The following is a 16,795-nucleotide window of genomic DNA, read 5'->3' as shown; positions in this document are numbered from 1 at the left end:
ATTCTATACTTGATAAGGGGAGGCATACAAATGAAGAATAAAATATATTTGAGTGCTTTATTTGCCGGTTTATTGCTATCAGGCTGTGCAAGTAATGAAGCAAATATTGTTGAAACAACTGCAGACTCTTTTAATGAAACACCCATTGTAGTGGAATCCGTAAAAGAAATCGAAGAAACAAGTGTTGACGTTTCAAGTGTTGAATCAGATGAAAGCAGTATGGAAAGTAGTGAAGCGATTCTTTCAGAAGAAAGCCTCTCTGAAAGAGTAGAAGAAAGTTCGTCAGAAACGCCAGCATCAGTCGAAGAATCAGAAGAAGTGGTTGAGCCTGAAACTATACTATTCACTGAGGCAGTTTATACAGACTATCAATTAGAAAATGAACTAGTTGAGGAACCCGAAATAGACGCTGGTATGCGAGCTGTCATTAAATATTTAAAAGAGAATAATCATTATTTTGACTCGGCTGAATATCATTTTACTATTCTGAATACAGAAACTGAAGGTGTTGTTGAAATTACAATTGCAGAGCAATATTCTGATGGCGAAATTGTTCGCGGAGTTTTTGAGTATGATACCATTAATAAAACATTAGAATTAATTCGTAAATAATCGTGGTTAACTGTTCAGCATATGTAATGGTATAACGGTTTCATTATAAAAAGCTGTTGACAATCTATTTAATCTAGCATACTATTAATCACAAGTTAATAATCAATCGATGATTAGGAGAGTAAGTTAAAAATCATTTCAAGCGAGATAGAGTTGCTGTGAGTCTATCAATGATTTTAGACTGAAACGCACCTATGAGATAAAGAAGTGAGCAGCTTGTGAGCTAGTAGCTTTTTTCGCCGTTATAGCGTTATATAATAAGTGAGTTACAAGTTTAATTGTAACTAATTAGAGTGGTACCGCGGAATTTTCGTCTCTATTTCCTATATATAGGGAATAGAGACTTTTTTTATTGTCATTATTTAGTTAGATTTATACGAAAGGAAGTTTATTATGGAAATTATTCAAGAATATTTACCGCTGTTTATGAGAGGGGCACAATACACAATTCTCTTATCATTTACAGTTGTTATTTTATCATTACCCTTTGGAGCATTGCTTGCTTTAGCAAGAATCTCTAATAACAAGCTATTAAGTTCACTGGCTCGTGTTTATACTGAAATTATTCGTGGAACGCCTTTATTAGTTCAAGTATATCTTGTCTACTTCGGGCTACCAATGCTTGGAATTTACTTAGAGGATTTCCCATCAGCCGTGTTAGCCGTTACCATCAACTCAGTTGCATATATGAGTGAAATAATGCGTTCTGGGATTCAATCAATCGATCCTGGTCAAACTGAAGCGGCACGCGCACTTGGCTTACCGCAATGGGTAACCTTTAGAAAAGTAATCATGCCTCAGGCAGTTAAGAATATTCTCCCAGCAATTGGTAATGAGTTTGCTGTGCTAATCAAAGAAACATCGATTGTATCTGTTTTAGGGATTAAAGATTTGATGTTCGCTTCTGATACTGTTCGTGGTGCAACGTATACAACTTTTACACCGCTTTTATTTACAGCACTTGTATATTTCATAATGGTATTTACAATCTCTACTTTAATGAATTTACTTGAAAAGAGATTAGCTAAATCGGATCGTTAATCAAAGATACACTTCCTATAAGAGTCTGAGCAGAAGACACTTATAGGAAGTGTTTTTTATAATAGAGAATATAAGTTTTATTGATTTACCAAACTTTATACTTCGCTCAACTTATTGTTTTCCAAGGCGGTGATTGCTTTAAAAGCCTCACTAAAGGGTGAGCTTTGAGTAGTCTCTAATGAAATATTCGTTACGCGCAAAGATAGCATAGCTAATCCGACTGGCCATTATAACGATACCATCTTACCGAACCACCACACTGAGCTACGTGGTATTTCAACTAAATGTCACGATATACAAAGAAATGAAGCGATACATTAACAAAGAGTCTTTGGACAAAGCCCAAGTTTTTTATATAGATTTGACTTGCGTGTTGTGTAATTAAAGCTTAGAATAGAAGGAACATTAGAATTTAGTGAGAAGGGTGACTTATGACATTATTAGCAAATCGATTTAATCAAAACGTCCATAAAATTGGCACTTCAGCCATTCGTGACTTTGACCAGGCAGTTTCCATTATTGAAGGTGTTATTAAATTAACATTGGGAGAACCTGATTTTAATACACCTGATCATGTAAAAGAAGCGGGTATTCAAGCCATTAAAAATAATCGTACTACTTACGCTCCAACTCCTGGCTTACCGGACTTACTACAAGCAGCCTCTCAATTTATGCAAGATAAATATGACTTAAACTATGCTACTGATGAGGTCATTGCGACAATTGGTGCGACTGAAGCTCTTTCAACAGCCTTGCAGACTATACTTAATCCTGGAGATAAAGTACTTGTTCCTAATCCAATGTTCTCCCTTTATGAGAGCATGATCTTAGTAAATGGTGGAGAACCTGTACATATTAACACTGCTAGCAATGATTTTATTTTAACACCAGAAATGATTGAAGCAGCCTTAGCTGAGCATGGGGAAAGTATTAAAGCGATTATTCTTAACTATCCAACGAACCCGACAGGCGTTATGTGGACAGCTGAGGATGCGCAAAAGATTGCAGAAGTTTTAAAAGGTAAACCAATCTTTGTAATTAGTGATGAAATATATAGTGAGTTAGTTTTTGAACAACCACATGTTTCGATAGCGTCTTATTTACGTGAACAAACATTTGTTATAAATGGGGTTTCCAAGTCTCATTCAATGACAGGTTGGCGTTTAGGTTTATTATTTGCTCCGCGCGAAATGATGAATGAAGCCGTTAAAGTTCACCAGAATATGGTGACGTGTGCTACCACTATTTCTCAAGTCGCAGCGACTGAAGCATTAGTTAACGGAGCTGATGATGCGATCCCAATGAGAGAGGAATACATCAAACGACGCGATTATATTTATGATGCGATGACTGCATTAGGTTTCAAAATTGTAAAGCCAAATGGAGCGTTCTATATCTTTGCAGAAATTCCTTCAGATTTAGAACAAGATAGCTTTAAATTCTGTCTAGACTTAGCAAAATCCAATGCTGTTGCTTTTATACCAGGTAATGCTTTTGGAATTGGTGGCGAAAATTTCGTAAGATTAAGCTATGCAGCTAGTATGGACAATATTGAGAAAGCAATGGATAGACTTAAACAATTCATTGACAATCAAAGACAAATTAATGATTAAAACAAATAAACAGTAGCCTTGCGGATTGTGTCCAAAGAGCTGCTGTTTATTTATTGTATTTTTTAGTTGATTAACCGAACTTTATGCTTCGTTAAGCTTAATGTCCAAGAAAAGTATCGTTAAATTATCAAGTTTAAACTGTAAAACGTAAATTAATGACTCCGACTAGTCTGAGGTCTATTAATTTGTAGGGTTAATTGTTTTGATAAGCCAAGCGACGTCATGCCACTCCTCAAATTTATAGCCAATTTTCGGAATCAAACCAGCTTTTTCAAAGCCGCGGCGTTCAAAAAAATTTAGACTTGCTATATTAGATGCTGTTATACAAGAAATAACTTGCACAACACCAGATGCAACTAGTTTTTTCTCTAAAGCATCATATAGTAAACCGCCTAAGCCTTGATACTTTATATCTTCAGCAATATAAATGCTCACTTCACTTGAATATTGATAAGCTTCGCGAGGAGAAAAGGGGGCCGCATAAGCAAAACCAACGACCTGATCATTTAACACCGCTACCAAATATGGATGAGTTTGGGTATACTTCGTAATTCTATTTGCCATTTCGTCAACTGAAGGCACTTCAATTTCAAAACTAATCGCTGTTTTTTCGACATAAGGTTCGTAAATCGATAAAATAGCTTGTGCATCGCTAATCAATACATTTCTCACATGAATATCACTCATAAGACACTTCCCATCAAAAAAAATTATAAATTTATCATAGTACAGTTTTTATTAATTTACAAACAATGGAAACGCTGACATTCAATCAAATTTTGAAAGCCTAAAAACTTTTTAGAAAATAGTACTTTACAAAAGATTGTGAACAAGGTAACATGTAGTTGTAAACAAAAACAAAGCAATCCAGGGAGGATATTAAAATGGTTGAGACTATTGATAATAAGCAAGTAGTAGACGTTAAAGCAGCAATTGATTCGTTGGTAACAAAGGGGCAAAAGGCATTAAAAGAGTTCCTATTGCTCAATCAGTCACAAGTTGATCACATTGTCACTAAAGCATCAATCGCCGCACTAGACAATCATGGTATCTTAGCAAAACATGCAGTAGAAGAAACAGGTAGAGGCGTATTTGAAGACAAAGCTACCAAAAACTTATTCGCCTGTGAACATGTGACGAATAGCATGCGTGGTATGAAAACTGTAGGGATTATTGAAGACGATGACGTGACTGGTTTAACACTAATCGCTGAACCAGTGGGCGTAATTGCTGGTGTAACGCCTGTAACTAATCCAACTTCTACAGCTATTTTTAAATCACTTATCTCATTAAAAACACGTAATCCAATTATTTTTGCTTTCCACCCAGGTGCTCAAGAAAGTTCAGCTCATGCTGCCAGAGTTGTTTATGAAGCAGCGGTAGCAGCTGGTGCACCAGAAAATTGTATTCAATGGGTTGAAGTACCTTCAATGGAAGCAACTTCTGAATTGATGAACCACGACGGAGTAGCAACTATTCTAGCTACTGGTGGTAACAGCATGGTTAAATCAGCTTACTCTTGTGGTAAACCAGCCTTAGGAGTAGGTGCAGGTAACGTACCTGCTTATGTTGAGAAAACAGCAAATATTAAACAAGCAGCACATGATATAGTTTTAAGTAAAGCTTTTGATAACGGTATGATTTGTGCTTCTGAACAAGCAGTTATCATTGATAAAGAAATATATTCAGAGTTCATCAATGAAATGAAAACATATCACGTCTATTTCGTCAATAAAAAAGAAAAAGCACTTTTAGAAGAATTCTGTTTCGGTGCTAAAGCTAATGGCAAGAATTGTGCCGATGCTGTTCTAAATCCAACCATCGTAGGAAAGTCTGTACAATGGATTGCAGAACAAGCTGGATTTACTGTACCAGATCAAGCAACCATTATCGCAGCTGAAGTAAGCGAAGTAGGGGAAAATGAACCATTAACGCGTGAAAAATTGTCACCAGTATTAGCAGTACTTAAATCTGATAATTCAGACGATGGAATTAATAAAGCAGCGCAAATGGTAGAATTTAATGGCTTAGGTCACTCAGCGGCAATTCATACAAACAATGCTGAATTAAGCAAAGAATTTGGCCGTCGTGTAAAAGCAATCCGTGTAATTTGGAACTCACCTTCTACATTCGGTGGTATTGGTGATGTATATAATGCATTTATGCCATCTTTAACATTAGGTTGTGGTTCTTACGGTAAAAACTCGGTGGGTGATAACGTTAATGCATTGAACTTACTTAATATTAAAAAAGTGGGGAGACGTCGTAATAATATGCAATGGTTTAAAGTTCCTTCAAAAATCTATTTCGAACGCGATTCAATTCAATACTTGCAAACAATGAAAGATGTTGAGCGCGTTATGATTGTAGCGGATGAGTCTATTACTAAATTAGGCTTTACTAATAGAGTCATCGATCAATTAAACAAACGTGATAACAAAGTAACTTATCAAGTATTTGATTCAGTTGAACCGGATCCAGATATTTCAACTGTTGAAAAAGGTGCTGAAGCCTTTAGATTATTCCAACCAGATACAATCATTGCGATTGGTGGTGGTTCGGTAATGGATGCCGCTAAAGTAATGTGGTTATTCTACGAACAACCTGAAGTTGACTTCAGAGACCTTGTTCAGAAATTTATGGATATCCGTAAACGTGCTTTTAAATTCCCAGAATTAGGAGAAAAAGCAAAATTTGTTGGAATCCCAACTACTTCAGGTACGGGTTCAGAAGTAACACCTTTCGCAGTTATTTCAGATAAGAAAAATAATCGTAAGTATCCTTTGGCTGACTATTCATTAACACCAACTATCGCAATTGTTGACTCTGCACTCGTTGAGACAGTTCCAGGTTTTGTAGCAGCTGATACAGGAATGGATGTTCTGACACATGCTGTTGAAGCATTGATTTCATGTTTATCAAACGACTATACAGATGGCTTAGCTTTACAAGCAATAAAATTAGTTTTTGAACATCTAGAGAATTCAGTTGTCACAAACGATCCAGAAGCACGCGAAAAAATCCATAATGCTTCTACGATGGCTGGTATGGCATTTGCGAATGCTTTCCTAGGGATGTCACATTCAATGGCACATAAAATTGGTGGTGTTTTCCATACAGTTCATGGTCGTACCAATGCTATTTTATTACCTTATGTCGTTCGTTATAATGGAACTCGCCCATCAAAAGCAGCTTTATGGCCTAAGTATAACTACTATAAAGCAGACATCAAAATCCAAGAAATTGCTAGAATGTTAGGTTTACCATCATCAACGCCTGAAGAGGCAGTCGATGCATTCGCCAAAGCAGTTTATGACTTAGGTGAACGTGTGGGAATTAAAATGAACTTCAAAGATCAAGGAATTGATGAGAAAGATTGGTTAGCTTCTGTTGAAGAAATAGCTTTCCTAGCCTACGAAGATCAATGTTCACCTGCAAACCCTCGTTTACCACTTGTAAGTGATATGACAGAAATCTTGCAAGATGCTTATTATGGATATAAGGCACAACCAGGCCGAATTAAATAGATTTTAAGTCTATACAAACCAATTCTAACAGATTACCTTAGTCTAGCTAGGGTAATCTGTTATTGTTTTACCTTCATTGAAAAAAAAGATATAATAAACATTAAAATAGAAAGGAGCATTGTTTATGAAATTACTTAAACTAGTGACAACTTGTTGCTTTATGTTAAGTAGTCTTTTTCTTATGTCTTCACCCGTTATTGGTATGACGAATGATGATAATCAACATGAGTTTCATTTTGTAATTAACCAATTACAAGAATTTTCAGAAAATCTAAGGCCTTTAGTTTTAGAAAAAGAGGAAAATGTCATTTATTCTCCATTATCTTATTACCTTGCTTTACTATCATTAGAACCTGGTTTAACCAATGAGCAACAAGAATTAATGATGGACGCTTTAATTCCGGACAGCGACAAGATAGATCGAAAAGAGTATTTAGATTTGGTTGCTAGTTTTTTAACTAAAGCCACAGAAGACGAAACACCAACATTTTTGACAAAATCTTACTTGTTGGGAAACCAAAATAAAAAATGGCATGCCGAATTTGAATCTGCGGTTAAAAATCTTGCGACCTTTTTAAAATTAGTAGACTTCACGGATCCCGCTACTTATGAAGCATTGAATAAGGACATTGCTCAATTTACCAATGACTTAATCAATCCTTATTTCACAGAGGATAGAATTGAAGAATTAATCAATAACGAAGCCTTATATTTAATGGTCTTAAATATGCTTTACTTCAAAGGTGAATGGACTAATACTTTTGAAGAGACTTTAACCGAAGAAGCTCCATTCTATGGACGCGCTGAAGAAAGTACCGTTGACCTGATGTCACAAACAAATTATTTCGATTATTATGAAACAGATGATTACCAAGCAGTTCGTTTAAATTATACAAACGATGCTAATTTTATTGTTGTATTACCTAAAGAAGCAGTAGCTTCTGACATAATGTGGGAATTTTATGATGATGTGAACGATAATGACGATATCGAATGGGAATCAAAACGAATTAAATTATCCTTACCTAAATGGGAAGAAAGTGCTTCTTTAGAATTAACAGAATCCTTACAGTATTTAGGCTTAGACAGCTTCGCGAAAGATTTAGGCGACACTACATACTTCACTACAGAAGCAGAAGTGTTTATCAGCCAAATTCTTCAACGCGTTGAATTTAAGTTAGATGAAAATGGCACTGAAGCAGCTGCGGTAACAGAGCTAATTATGGAAACGAAAGCGATTATGGATGAACATGAGCCAATTGAAATGATCGTTAATCGACCATTTGTCTATAATATTTCATTAGATGGACTTCCTTTATTTGAAGGTAGTGTTCAAAACTTAAGTAAATAATCATATAACGGCTCTATCTGCTACTAACTGCGGGCGATAGAGTTGCTTTTACTTGTAATATTAAACATTCATATGTTCAATAATTTCTGTGTAAGCGCAGATTCGCAATTCTTAGGTTAGGAGGCAAACAATCAAGATGGGAAATATATTTAAATTTATGTCCATATCTCAAATAATTGTGTCTGTTTATATCGGGTTAATTATAATTGGCGGACTTGTCCTATCCTTACCAATGTCATCTGCCAGTGGAGATTGGACACGTTATTTAGATGCATTATTTACTGCAACATCCGCTTTATGTGTTACCGGACAAGTCACGCTAAACACCACGACACATTGGAGTCCCTTTGGCAAAATGTTCATTCTCCTATTGATTGAAGTGGGAGGATTAGGATTCATCACTCTTTGGATGTTATTTTTTATGATGCGTGGATCAAAAGCAAATATGCGACAAAGAATCGTTTTATTAGAATCACTCAATCTACCTGCTGATTTTGATTTAAAGAAAATAGTGACTTACATTGTGCAATTTACTCTTTTCATTCAATGTATAGGCGCTATATTATTAAGCTTTGCATTCATCCCTCAATTTGGTTGGATTACAGGTATTTTATACGGTTTCTTTCATAGTATTTCTGCATTTAATAATGCTGGATTTGATCTATTAGGAGATAGTCTAATTGGCTATCAGACTAATTTTTATGTCCTTTTTGTTATTTCAATGTTAATTATCGCAGGCGGGTTGGGATTTTTGGTTTGGCGTGATTTATTAACTTACCGTCATAATCACAAGTTACTGCGTTATACTAAATTAACGCTTATTGGTACAGCAACACTTTTGATAGCAGGTTTTATTTTGTTCATTTTATCAGAAGGTATCAATGGTACTTTTAACCATCTTTCATTAGGTGACTTTTTGATGAATACCTTCTTTTTAAGTGTAACACCTCGAACCGCTGGTTATGCGAATATTGATTACAGTCATCTATCCACTCTAGGTACGTTTATTACATTGATTCTAATGTTTATTGGTGGTTCTTCAGGCTCTATTGCAGGTGGTGTTAAAGTATCCACAATAATGGTGACCAGTATGTTTTTAATTCGTTATTTTACAGGCAAACCATTTACCATATATGCTAGAACGGTAAAGATAGCAACCATTCGTCGTGCGTTGTTTCTTATACTCGCCGCTTTGTCCATTATTACATTTGCCAGCATGGTGCTTTTACTAACAGAAGAAATCCCTCATGGTTTTGGTATTGAATACATACTAATAGAGGTCATTTCTTGTCTAAGCACAGTCGGTTTAACAATGGGATTAACGCCTAATTTAACAATTATTGGTAAAATAATACTGATTATATTAATGTTAATGGGTAGGGTAGGCTTGATTACATTTCTATGGTCGATAGGGTCCCACCGCAACAACAGCACGATAAAATATCCTGAAATGAATATTATGATTGGTTAGGTGATTGATATGGAAAAGAGAATTTACGCAGTTTTAGGGCTAGGTCTCTTCGGAGCCTCTTTAGCTAAAAGTCTTGCGATAGAAGGACAAGATGTCATTGCAATTGATAAGAATATGAATCACGTAGAAGAAGTGAGTGAGCTTATTGATCAAAGCATTCAAGCTGATTTCACAAAAATTGAGCAATTAAAAGAAGCAGGCGTTAATGCAGCTGATGTTGCAATTGTCGCCACCTCTCAACGTTTAGAAGACACTATCATTGCGATTCTTAATTTAAAAGAACTTAATGTTAAACACATTATTGTTAAGTCCAAAAGTCAGACTTATAGAGATGTCTTATTAAAAGTAGGCGCAGACCGCGTTATATTACCGGAAGTAGATACTGGAAATAGAATTGGAAAAGAACTTGCTAATCCACATATAAATGACCTAGTTGACTTGGGCCAATTTTATCACATCGCTTCATTTCCCGTAAAAAAGGAGTGGCTGAATAAAACACTCACAGAGATAGATTTTAGAGCAAATTACGGAATTAATATTATCGCGATCAAACACGGTGAACAACCTTATATTGTTGAAATCGATGGTAACTTACGCTTACAGGATCAAGATGAATTATTAGGTGTAGTAAAAGATGAAACGTTAAGACGATTATTCAAAGGATAAAATATTAGAAATGGCGGTTTTATATATTGAAGAGAATTGTAAAAAAAGAAGCATTTGAAGTAGCAGGAATCAAGTTAGAACAAATTACAAGTGCGGAATGTCCGAATGCCTGGAACGCACTTTATGAGAAAGCATCATTCATCCCACTAGAAATGATGGGGAACGGACAAAGCATGGGTCTATGTTACGGTGAAATGAATGGCGATAAAATTAACTATATGGCAGCTTATCACCTGAATGATCATACAAAAGCTGAAGAATTAGGCTTAGATATTCTAGCGTTGCCTTCAGCAGAATATTTCGTACTGACACTTAAAGGACCAGTTCCTCAAAGCATTCAAGATGGTTGGCAATATGTAATGGAAGAATATTTCCCCACTTATGGATTCCAACATGCAGGAACTCCTGATTTTGAGTTATATAGTCAAGGAGATATGACAAGTGAACACTATACGATGGAACTTTGGGTGCCATTTGTTAGATTATAATCCATTTACTATTAGTTTATTACAAAACAACTTTTATATAAATCCTCTTACCACACTTAGTGATAAGGGGATTTTTTGATTGTGAGTGTAACTTAAGCACCATAAAAACATGCTTAATAAAACATCAATTGAATAACATTTATTAACGTTTTTTTTAATACGCTTCTATATCTTGTCTTGTTATATTTTATGACATGCATTCTTTAAAAATATTCGCACATTTGCAATAACGGCTCATATTCATTGTTTTTCTAATCTAATTTTAATATAATGTTCTAAATACTAAAATTGCGGAGTGATTTGATGGATTTAGAATATATTTTTGAGAATATCGAACAGTCTTTTAATGAGAGTTTGGCAATATTTCGCCATCTACATCAACATCCTGAGCTTTCATTTCAAGAAAACGAGACACGAAGATTTATTGAGAATAAATTAAGAGAGTTTGGCTACCAACACATCGAGACAAATGTTGGAGGTGGTGGAATCATCACTCGCCTTGAAACCGGCAAACCTGGGCCAACCATCGCATTTCGTGCTGATATTGATGCGTTAGCTATTAACGAAGAAACAAATTTACCTTACAAGTCTATTTATCCGGGCGTGATGCATGCTTGTGGACATGATGCGCATACTACGATTCTTTTATCGACAGCTAAGCAATTGCTCTCAATTAAAAATCAACTAAGTGGAACGATTGTTTTTGTATTTCAACACGCAGAGGAGATGCATCCTGGAGGGGCGAAAGGCATTATGAATTCAGGTGCTTTGGATGATGTAGATGTCATTTATGGTTTACATACAAAAGGCGATCGTCCTTATGACGGAACTATTGAATGTCGACCTGGTTTTGCGATGGCGGCTTCAGACTCCTTTGTTATTAAAATTCAAGGTAAAGGCGGGCACGCTGCTAGTCCTCATTTAACGGTTGATTCAACTGTCGTCGCTGCATTTGTTATCCAACAACTACAAACGTTAGTCAGTCGCCAGAAAAACCCTATGGATGCTGGTGTGATTACAGTTGCTACTTTCCACTCTGGCCAAGCAATTGCTAATATCATTGCGGATCAAGCAAAACTTAGTGGAACTATGAGAACGTTTAACCCTAAACTAAGAAATAAATTGAAAAGTAGAATTGAACAAATGGTCACACAAATTTGTGATGCTCACGGTGCCGTGGGTAACGTCGAATTTTCTGATGGTTATCCAGCATTATTCAATCATCATGAACAAACTCATTTAATTCGTGAACTTTTCAAAGATAATTTACCAGATCAAAGTATACTGACTACTGGACCACGGATGGGCGGAGAGGACTTTGCCTATTATTTACAGAAAATTCCTGGTTCCTTTTTCTATGTCAGAGGTGGTGTCAATGGCCGTACCAATTATCCGCATCATCATCCGAAATTTGAACTAGATGAGCGTTGTTTAATAGATGGTGCAAAGGCATTTCTAATTATTGCGAAACACTATAACAGTTTACACAACACTCATGAAAAGGTAGGTGAACTACATGCAGAACACATGGATAGATGATGCAAGTTGGGTAGAAGCGGATGTGATTCGGTCACGCCGTTATCTACATCGCCATCCTGAGTTGTCCTTTCAGGAACAAGCTACTTCAGATTATATTTATGATAAATTAGTCAGTTATGGCATTCCTGACATCCAACGTTCTGTCGGAAATGGTCACAGTGTCATTGCTCGTATAGAGGGTGTTACCGATAAAGGACCAACTATTGCTCTTCGAGCAGATATGGATGCTTTACCCATTGAAGAGGAAACCGACTTGCCATTTAAATCAGTTCACTCAGGTAAGATGCATGCTTGTGGCCATGATGCTCATACAGCAATTCTATTAGGTGTTGCTAATTTAATGCAACATAAGAAAAATGAGTTTCATGGTACAATCGTTTTTATTTTCCAACATGGGGAAGAAGTAAAACCCGGCGGCGCCAAGAGCATTATGGAATCAGGCTGTTTAGATGATGTGGATGAAATTTATGGTCTACACGTTGACCCTCAATTAAACATAGGTGAGATGAGTTATTCCTATGATTATAGTTCTGCCTCCTCTGATTCGATTCAAATAGCTGTTCAAGGTAAGGGAGGCCATGCCTCTAGGCCACAAGAAGCAGTTGATTCAGTGATTATCGCCGCCGAAATTATTACAAATCTACAAACCTTGATTAGTCGTAATGTAGATCCTTTTAAACCAGCAGTATTGACCTTTGGTAGCGTCCAAGCTGGTGGAACAGCTAAGAATATTATTGCTGATCAAGCTTTAATCTATGGTACTTTACGTACATTTTCTGAGAACATACGTCTTACAATCAAAGAAAAACTTATTAAGATGGTTGAAGCCATCGCATTAATGAATGAAGGAGAGGTGTCAATTAACTATCAAGATGGTTATCCTGCACTCTTGAACAACAAGGAAATTGTTAAGCAAGCGGCTTCAGTTATTAAAACTCAAGGTGCCTTCAAAAAAGTATTTGAAAGAAGTCCTTCGCTCATCGGTGAAGATTTTGCCTATTATGCCCAAGAGATACCAGGTGCGTTCTTCCAATTAGGTACGAGTGACCTCAATTTTGAAGAACGTTATCCATTACACCATCCTAAGTTTAATATTAAAGAAGCTGCTCTTTTAAAAGGAGTGCAACTCTTTATCTCCATCTTATCAGACCGTTTAAATTAATACTTTTTATGCAGAATAAGCTATAATATGATTAAGAACAAATAAGCTAATTAATTTACTTTCACTATTAGAATCAGTAAACTAACAATCAAATCACTTAATAAGGAGGATGAAATTTATGTCACAGACAGTTTATACGAATTATTGGGTCAATCGTCGAGCAAATGTAAAAAAAGAGCACGGAAGCTATTTAACCGAGGAAGAAGCATTGCAAGGTATTAAGATTTGGTGGGAAATCCATAAAGAAAAACATCATAACGTGGAAAAAAAGCGGACGAATTCAGGCGCTTTAGAAATTTCCTATGGAGATGATAATTATTACTATCGCATCGAGAAAAGACAAACAGCAAAACCACTCCCGTCACGCAAATATAAATTGCGTACTAAAGGAGAAGTAGAAGCGCTGCGATTTAAGCATCAACTCAATGATGAGAGTTTTCTTTATGAAGAGTTGGCCGAACCTTACCGTGATCGTTTAATGATTGTTATGGCGGATGCCAAAAAGTTACGTGATTATGTCTATGATATTAAAGGACGTCCAATCAAGAATTTTACACATTGATAAACACACCCCATTAAAGGATTGAATCTATTCAATCCTTTAATGGGGTTTCTACGTGCTTACATTGAAGTTTATCAATGTAAACTGCCACCAACAGTTTTTATATCTGCATGACCTTGATAAGTGATGATCGTCTCAATCGAAATAACCAACCCTTGTACAATTGTTTTTAAATCCATTGAAGGAAGACTCGCTTTATCTGCAACTTGTTGCGGTAAGTAGGGGACATGAATGAAACCACTTTGTATTTGCGGATAGTTCATCTGACAATAATGTAACGTCTGATACATTATATGATTACATACAAAAGTTCCTGCGCTATTAGAAACAGTCGAAGGTATGCCAACCTCCTGCATATTAGCTACCATTGCTTTAACTGGCAATTGGCTAAAATAAGCTGCGGGACCATTTTCAGCAATTAATTGATCAATTGGTTGCTGGCTTGAATTATCTGCTATACGTGCATCGTCTAAGTTAATAGCAATTCTTTCTGGAGTGATTCCGAAGCGACCTCCTGCCTGACCAATATGTACCACGATGTCCGGTTGGTGTTGTTGAATCGCTAAATTTACAACATTGGCGGATTGATGAAACATTGTTGGTATTTCAAGTTTTATAATTGATGCGCCAAGTATTTCATTTGGTAATTGTTTAACAGCTTCTAGCGCCGGATTAATAGTATCCTGCCCAAAAGGGTCAAAGCCCGTGACTAAAATTTTCAAGTTTATCGCCTCCTGCGAGTAATGTATTGTATTTCATTGTAAAATAATTTCATTAATATATAATTGTAAGTGCATTGACGTTAATTATATCATAAGTAAATAGCTGATTAAATTAAGACGTATTATTACAAATATTTCTATTAGGAAGTGGGATTGGTACATGTTTGAAAATTGGGTTTCGATGGAAACTTTTTACTACAAAGAAATGATAATTGAGATAGTTATCGCAATTGTTTTTGGTATTATTGCATTAGCTACGTTGTTTAATCTAAAAAATAAAATAGCTAAAAGATTGTTTATGGTGAGTTCGATTATTGTGCTAATAATGGTATCTTTATCCGCTTGGGGATTGAATAAGCATAATGACTTGATTGATAAAACACGTTATGAAAACGCTGCTGTTAGACAATATAAGGTTGCACCATTTAATAAGTTTCGCTACTCGAACACTGAAACTTCCATTTACCGAGTTGGTTACATGGTGGATAACTTTATCAACATCGGCTTATATGAACCCCAGCCTATTGAGCAAGAAATAGAATACTTAGGTTCAGACGATAGTTTTATCTATTTCCAAATCGCTAGTACTCGTGTCTATGCCAATAAACGTTATGGTGAATTTTCTGATGATATTTCAACCGCTAAGAGAGTTGGGACCCAATATCATTTAATTGAACCTGAATTTTCTGATATTGGCTTTTATGAAACTTCAAGTAGATTTTTCGAACAATATATTATTCCGAGCGAGCTTGCTGATTTAAAAGTAGAGGCTGATATTGCTGATGCGGCAGTTTATCAACATACAGAGGATGTTATTGCTAGCTGGGTAGTACAATAAATTTATATAAAGATGGTGAAGCGATGTTAATTTTTCTTTTAATGACAACTATATTTTTAGGATGTTTGTACTTTTGGATATACTTCCGAGAACCACGAACACTTTGGTTGGGAATTAGTTTCTTTTTATTTATTGGCTCAGCGCTATTTTTATTAGCTACTTTTCTAATTTCCGTTGATCAGGAGGCACCCCTATATATTATTGCGATTGTGTTAGCTTTCGGCTTATTATTATTTCCAACAGTCATGATATTCACCTTTCTTTTTAACGGAGTCAAAGTAATTAAAAACGAAGGTTTTCACTTTGGTAATATATTAGCGCTTGGTTTCGGAATAGCATTATTTATATACTTAACCTTCTGGCCAATACAAGAAGATCTTACGAATCAAACTTTACTCAATAGTTTTTACTATTTTGTATCGATATTAGTGGGTTATTTCTTAATTACGCTTAACTTATATACTGTGACTTCATTGCTAAACGTGTGGCATCTATATAAGCCTAAAGTTGATTATTTAATTGTGTTGGGGGCAGGGTTAAATGGCGATAAAGTCACGCCTTTACTTGCAGCACGAATTGATAAAGCAATTAGTCTATACCGAAAAAATCCCAATTTGCGGTTAATTATGACCGGAGGACAGGGGAGTGACGAACTTGTAGCTGAAGGAGTTGCAATGGCACAGTATGCGATTGAACAGGGTGTCCCAGAAGCGTCTATAATTATTGAAGATAAAGCGATTAACACTGAAGAAAATGTCGAATTTTCAATTAATTTAATGGATACTATGGATGCGAAATTTGCGATAGTAAGTAATTCATACCATGTCTATCGAGCGCTCATTATTGCGAAAGAACAAGGCTATAAATGTAGTGGTTATGGAGCCAAGACCAAATTTTACTTCTCAATCAATGCCTTTATTCGTGAGTTTATCGGTTATCTTTATCTTAAACGTAAAATATATCTCATATTCTTAGGTGTTATTACATTTTTGTTTTTAATTTTAAATTTATTGCCTACGTTGCTAGGCTATTATGTCGAGTATTTTGTACACTAGTCCAAGCTGGAAAGCTTGGCTTTTTTTTATGTTTTCGAAAACCCCTGGCTATGCCGGGGGTTCCGGAGAGCTTCCAGCGTGGGGACAAAAACACCTCCTTTTATGCTAGAATATGGCTGGTTTCCCGACCGCCACATTCATGTTAAAA

General features: G+C 35.8%; 15 protein-coding genes and 1 other annotated feature. Of the genes, 13 read left to right on the top strand and 2 right to left on the bottom strand.

Annotated elements, in window-relative coordinates:
• The first annotated feature begins 30 nt into the window (after window positions 1-30).
• The 3 genes from GF867_RS09805 (at window position 31) to GF867_RS09795 (ending at window position 3,266) form a co-directional block, all read left to right on the top strand.
• Window positions 31-612 (top strand): hypothetical protein, encoded by a 582-nt coding sequence (locus GF867_RS09805; RefSeq protein WP_153832931.1) that lies wholly within the window; start codon window positions 31-33, stop codon window positions 610-612.
• Window positions 613-712: 100 nt separating this feature from the next.
• Window positions 713-933, top strand: a binding site (T-box leader).
• A gap of 72 nt (window positions 934-1,005) precedes the next feature.
• Window positions 1,006-1,653 carry an amino acid ABC transporter permease gene (locus GF867_RS09800; RefSeq protein WP_153832930.1) on the top strand — a complete coding sequence of 216 codons (648 nt, stop codon included), beginning with the start codon at window positions 1,006-1,008 and terminating at the stop codon, window positions 1,651-1,653.
• 431 nt (window positions 1,654-2,084) lie between these two features.
• The gene (locus GF867_RS09795; protein ID WP_153832929.1) at window positions 2,085-3,266 is read left to right on the top strand and encodes a pyridoxal phosphate-dependent aminotransferase; all 1,182 of its coding nucleotides are present in this window, start codon (window positions 2,085-2,087) and stop codon (window positions 3,264-3,266) included.
• A 180-nt stretch (window positions 3,267-3,446) separates the two neighbouring features.
• On the opposite strand, the gene GF867_RS09790 is transcribed toward GF867_RS09795, so the two are convergent.
• A complete protein-coding gene (locus GF867_RS09790; RefSeq protein WP_153832928.1) occupies window positions 3,447-3,953 on the bottom strand; it encodes a GNAT family N-acetyltransferase in 507 nt (168 codons plus the stop codon).
• Between the two features lie 197 nt (window positions 3,954-4,150).
• Here GF867_RS09790 and adhE point away from each other — a divergent pair, with 197 nt between their 5' ends.
• The 8 genes from adhE to GF867_RS09750 all read left to right on the top strand — a co-directional run bounded on the left by adhE (window position 4,151) and on the right by GF867_RS09750 (window position 14,032).
• On the top strand, window positions 4,151-6,793 hold the full coding sequence (gene adhE / locus GF867_RS09785) for a bifunctional acetaldehyde-CoA/alcohol dehydrogenase (protein ID WP_153832927.1): 2,643 nt from the start codon (window positions 4,151-4,153) through the stop codon (window positions 6,791-6,793).
• A gap of 124 nt (window positions 6,794-6,917) precedes the next feature.
• The gene (locus GF867_RS09780) at window positions 6,918-8,144 is read left to right on the top strand and encodes a serpin family protein (protein WP_153832926.1); all 1,227 of its coding nucleotides are present in this window, start codon (window positions 6,918-6,920) and stop codon (window positions 8,142-8,144) included.
• Window positions 8,145-8,280: 136 nt separating this feature from the next.
• The gene (locus GF867_RS09775; RefSeq protein ID WP_153832925.1) at window positions 8,281-9,615 is read left to right on the top strand and encodes a TrkH family potassium uptake protein; all 1,335 of its coding nucleotides are present in this window, start codon (window positions 8,281-8,283) and stop codon (window positions 9,613-9,615) included.
• Window positions 9,616-9,624: 9 nt separating this feature from the next.
• The gene (locus GF867_RS09770) at window positions 9,625-10,281 is read left to right on the top strand and encodes a potassium channel family protein (RefSeq protein WP_153832924.1); all 657 of its coding nucleotides are present in this window, start codon (window positions 9,625-9,627) and stop codon (window positions 10,279-10,281) included.
• 26 nt (window positions 10,282-10,307) lie between these two features.
• A complete protein-coding gene (locus GF867_RS09765) occupies window positions 10,308-10,769 on the top strand; it encodes a GyrI-like domain-containing protein (protein WP_153832923.1) in 462 nt (153 codons plus the stop codon).
• Between the two features lie 303 nt (window positions 10,770-11,072).
• Window positions 11,073-12,308 carry a M20 metallopeptidase family protein gene (locus tag GF867_RS09760; protein ID WP_153832922.1) on the top strand — a complete coding sequence of 412 codons (1,236 nt, stop codon included), beginning with the start codon at window positions 11,073-11,075 and terminating at the stop codon, window positions 12,306-12,308.
• Window positions 12,286-13,470: a M20 metallopeptidase family protein gene (locus GF867_RS09755; RefSeq protein ID WP_153832921.1), complete on the top strand. Its 1,185-nt coding sequence runs from the start codon at window positions 12,286-12,288 to the stop codon at window positions 13,468-13,470. Before GF867_RS09760 ends, GF867_RS09755 begins: the two co-directional genes overlap by 23 nt.
• A gap of 118 nt (window positions 13,471-13,588) precedes the next feature.
• A complete protein-coding gene (locus GF867_RS09750; protein WP_153832920.1) occupies window positions 13,589-14,032 on the top strand; it encodes a hypothetical protein in 444 nt (147 codons plus the stop codon).
• A 74-nt stretch (window positions 14,033-14,106) separates the two neighbouring features.
• Here the strand turns inward: GF867_RS09750 and pcp are convergent, their stop codons facing one another.
• Window positions 14,107-14,754: a pyroglutamyl-peptidase I gene (gene pcp, locus GF867_RS09745; RefSeq protein WP_153832919.1), complete on the bottom strand. Its 648-nt coding sequence runs from the start codon at window positions 14,752-14,754 to the stop codon at window positions 14,107-14,109.
• Between the two features lie 160 nt (window positions 14,755-14,914).
• Between pcp and GF867_RS09740 the strand changes: the two genes are divergently transcribed.
• Together GF867_RS09740 and GF867_RS09735 are read left to right on the top strand one after the other, a co-directional pair.
• The gene (locus GF867_RS09740) at window positions 14,915-15,592 is read left to right on the top strand and encodes a hypothetical protein (RefSeq protein WP_153832918.1); all 678 of its coding nucleotides are present in this window, start codon (window positions 14,915-14,917) and stop codon (window positions 15,590-15,592) included.
• 23 nt (window positions 15,593-15,615) lie between these two features.
• Window positions 15,616-16,647, top strand: a complete 1,032-nt coding sequence (locus tag GF867_RS09735) for a YdcF family protein (RefSeq protein ID WP_153832917.1) — start codon at window positions 15,616-15,618, stop codon at window positions 16,645-16,647.
• The last annotated feature ends 148 nt before the right edge of the window (window positions 16,648-16,795 follow it).

The sequence above is a fragment of the Fundicoccus ignavus genome, assembly GCF_009659375.1.
Classification (GTDB): domain Bacteria; phylum Bacillota; class Bacilli; order Lactobacillales; family Aerococcaceae; genus Fundicoccus; species Fundicoccus ignavus.
The sequence above is the reverse complement of the archived record's forward strand: the minus strand, read 5'-3'. Positions and strand labels throughout refer to the sequence as shown.